1 protein-coding gene is annotated in these 3658 nt (G+C 72.4%); it reads right to left on the bottom strand.

Features of this window, described 5'->3' with window-relative positions; all coding sequences use genetic code 11:
- The coding region (locus GT354_RS17820) for a type I polyketide synthase (RefSeq protein ID WP_161357296.1) at positions 1-3658 on the bottom strand (3658 nt) is incomplete at both ends.

Below are 3658 nucleotides of genomic sequence, written 5' to 3' on the forward strand. Positions count from 1 at the left end.
GGCGTACCCGCACGAGCCGGCTCAACAGCGCGGGCAGCGGTGTCTCGACGGCTCGTGCCCGCAGCGCCGCCAGGTCCAGGTGCACGGCGACCAGGTGCGCGTGCCCGGAGGCGGTGGCCGTGTCGAGCAGGGCCAGGCCCTGTTCGGCGGAGAGCGGTACGACGCCGTTTCCGGTCATCCGCCGCAGGTCCGTGTCGTCCAGGTGCTCGGTCATGCCGCTGCGTTCGGCCCACAGGCCCCAGGCCAGGGATACGGCGGGCAGTCCCTGTGCGCGGCGGCGGTGGGCCAGGGCGTCGAGAAAGACGTTGGCCGCGGCGTAGTTGGCCTGGCCCGCCGTGCCGAAGGTTCCGGCAAGGGAGGAGAACATGACGAAGTGGGTCAGGTCGAGGTGTTCGGTCAGCTCGTGCACATTGATCGCCGCGTCGACCTTGGGTCGCAATACGGTGTCCAGGCGATCCGGTGTGAGCGTGTGGACGGTGCCGTCGTCCAGGACACCCGCCGCGTGGATCACGCCCTTGAGCGGGTGTTCGGGCGAGATGCCGGCCAAGAGTGCGGCGAGCGCGTCGCGGTCGGCGACATCGCACGCGGCGATCGTCACCCGGGCACCGAGCGAGGCCAGTTCGGCTTCCAGTTCCTGCGCACCGGGGGCATTCGGGCCGCTGCGGCTGACGAGCAGCAGGTGTCTTGCCCCGCGTTCGACCACCAAGTGCCGGGCCACGAGTCTGCCCAGTCCACCGGTGGCACCGGTCACGAGCACGGTGTCGCCCGGTGCGTACGCGAACGCCTCGGGCGAGACCTTCGCGGGCACCAATCGGGGTACGTACGCGAGGCCCTGTCGCAGCGCGATCTCGGGCTCGTCGCCGGCCAGGGCGCGGGCCAGGGCGTCGGGGTACCCGTCGTCGTCGAGGTCCACCAAGGCGAAACGGCCCGGGTGCTCCGACTGCGCGGCGCGCACCAGGCCCCACGTCGGCGCATGGGCGAGATCGCGAACGTCGCCGTCGGGTTCGGTGGCCACGGCGCCGTGGGTGAGCACGACAAGACGCGAGGACGCGAAGCAGTCGTTCGACAACCAGGTCCGCAGCACTTCGAGCGCGGCGTGCGTCGCGGTGTGTACCGAGTCGGCGAGCGCATCGGGCGTCGCCGGTTCGGCGATCATCGACACCACGACGGTGGTGGGCACGGCCGAGCCGGTCGCCGCGGCCCGGGCGAGGGCGTCGAGGTCCGGGACGACCGCCTCGGCGGCGCGGGCCAACTCGCGTGAGCCTGCCCCGATCAGGGTGAATCCGCCGACGGCAGCGGGCGTCGTCGCCGCCGGCAGCGCGCTCCACTGCACGCGAAAGAGCGAGTCGGCGCGGAGTGCGGCGTCGGTCGTCGCCGCGGGCGTACCGAGCACGGTCGACTCCGCCCGCGCCACCGGTGCGCCCACCGCGTCGGCGATCTCGACCGAGACCGCGTTGCCCTCGATGCCGGTCGGCCGCAGCCGGACGCGCAGCATCGTGGCTCCGGTGGCGTACACCCGCATCCCTCGCCAGGACAGCGGAATCTCGCCGTCCTGCTCGACGCAGTGGAACGCGGCATCGTGCAGCGCCGGGTGCAGGGCGAAGCGAGATGCCGCCGAGTCGGCGGGGCAGTCGCTCGGGCCGACCTCGGCGAAGATGTCGGCGCCCCTGCGCCACGCCGCCTTCACGCCCTGGAAGGCGGGCCCGTGCAGCAGGCCGCGCCCGACCAGCCCGTCGTACAGCTCGGTCGGCGAAACGGGCGTGGCGTCCGGGGGCGGCCACTGGGTCAGGTCGAACCCGGCCGGGGCGTCGTCCACGGCGAGCGTGCCCCTGGCATGCCGGGTCCAGCTCCCCCCGTCCTCGGCGCGCGCGTGCACGACGAACTCGCGGCGTTCCTCGCCGTGTTCCACCCGAACCTGGATGTGGACGGCGCCGGTCGGCGGCAAGGTCAGCGGGATTTCGAGGGTCATCTCCTCGATCGAGTCGCACCCGACCTCGTCGCCGGCTCGGATCGCGAGTTCCACGAATACGGTGCCGGGCACGAGCACGGTGTCGTTCACGCTGTGATCGGCGAGCCAGGGGTGGGACCGCAGCGAAAGGCGACCGGTCAACACCACCTCGCCGGTCGGCAGGTGGACGGCGGCACCGAGCAGGGGGTGCTCGGGGGACGACAGGCCCGCCGCCGACAGGTCTGCGGTGCCACCGCTGCCGGCTTCGAGCCAGAACCGTTCGCGTTGGAAGGCGTACGTGGGCAAGTCCGTGCGCCGGCCGCCCGAGGTCACCGGTCCCCAGCCGATGTCGGCACCGCGCACGTGGAGTTCGGCGACGGAGCCGAGGAGGCGGGCGAGGCCACCTTCGTCGCGGCGAAGCGTGCCGGTCACCAGGGCGGTCGCGCCGGCGTCCTCAACGGTCTCCTGGATCGCGGTCACCAGCACCGGGTGGGGGCTGACCTCGACCAGGGCTCCGACCCCGGCCGCCACCAACGCTCGTACCACCGGCTCCAGTTGCACGGTGTGGCGCAGATTCCGGTACCAGTATCCGGCGTCCAGGCCGGCGGTGTCGACGCAGGTTCCCTCGACCGTGGAGTAGAACGGCACATCCGACGTTCGGGGGCTGATCGGCGCCAGCACCTGCGCCAGGCGCCCTTCCAACGCTTCGACGTGTGCCGAGTGCGAGGCGTAGTTCACCGGAACCCGACGTGCGCGCACCCCGGCCTGCGCACACCGTGCCAGCAGGGCGTCCAGGGCGTCGGTGTCTCCCGCGACGACGGTATGCGTCGGTCCGTTGACCGCGGCCACGGACAACCGGCCGGCCCACTCGACCGACAACGCCCGTGTCTCGTCGGCGGCGAGCGCGACCGAAACCATGCCGCCCGAGCCGGTGATGCCCGCGATCTCCCGCGACCGCAGGGCCACGATGCGGGCACCGTCCTCCAACGAGAGCGCGCCCGCCACGCAGGCCGCCGCGATCTCTCCCTGGGAGTGGCCGACGACCATGGACGGTTCGACACCGTACGAGCGCCAAAGCGCCGCGAGCGAAACCATCACGGCCCACAGCACCGGCTGGACGACATCCACCTGTTCCAACGCGACCGGATCGCCGGCCATGTCCGCCAACGACCAGTCGACGAACGGCGCCAGGGCCCGTTGGCACTCGCTCATGCGGTCGGCGAACACGGTCGAGGACCGTGACAGTTGCGCTGCCATGCCGGCCCACTGCGATCCCTGGCCGGGAAAGACGAAGGCCACTCGGGTCGGGTCCGCGTCCGCGGTACCGGTGACGACGCCGGGTACGGACCGGCCCGCCTCCAACGCTTCGAGACGGTTCAGCAGTTCGTCGCGGTCGCCGCCGACGACCACCGCTCGATGGGGCAGCAGGGCACGCGTGGTCACCAACGAGTCCGCCACGGCCCGGATGTCGAGTTCCGGGCGGTCCTTCACATGTGCGGCCAGTCGTGCGGCCTGGGCCCGCAGCGCCGCGTCCGACGCTCCCGAGAGCACCCACGGGAGCGCCGACACCGACTCGGGCTCGGGTGCCTCGATCCGCGGATCCGCGGTCTGCGGTTGCTCGGCCGCGGGGGTGTCGGGAGCTTCCTCGAGGATGACGTGGGCGTTGGTTCCACTGACACCGAACGAGGACACCCCCGCCCGGCGCGGACG

The organism is Streptomyces sp. SID3343 (assembly GCF_009865215.1).
Lineage (GTDB): Bacteria > Actinomycetota > Actinomycetes > Streptomycetales > Streptomycetaceae > Embleya.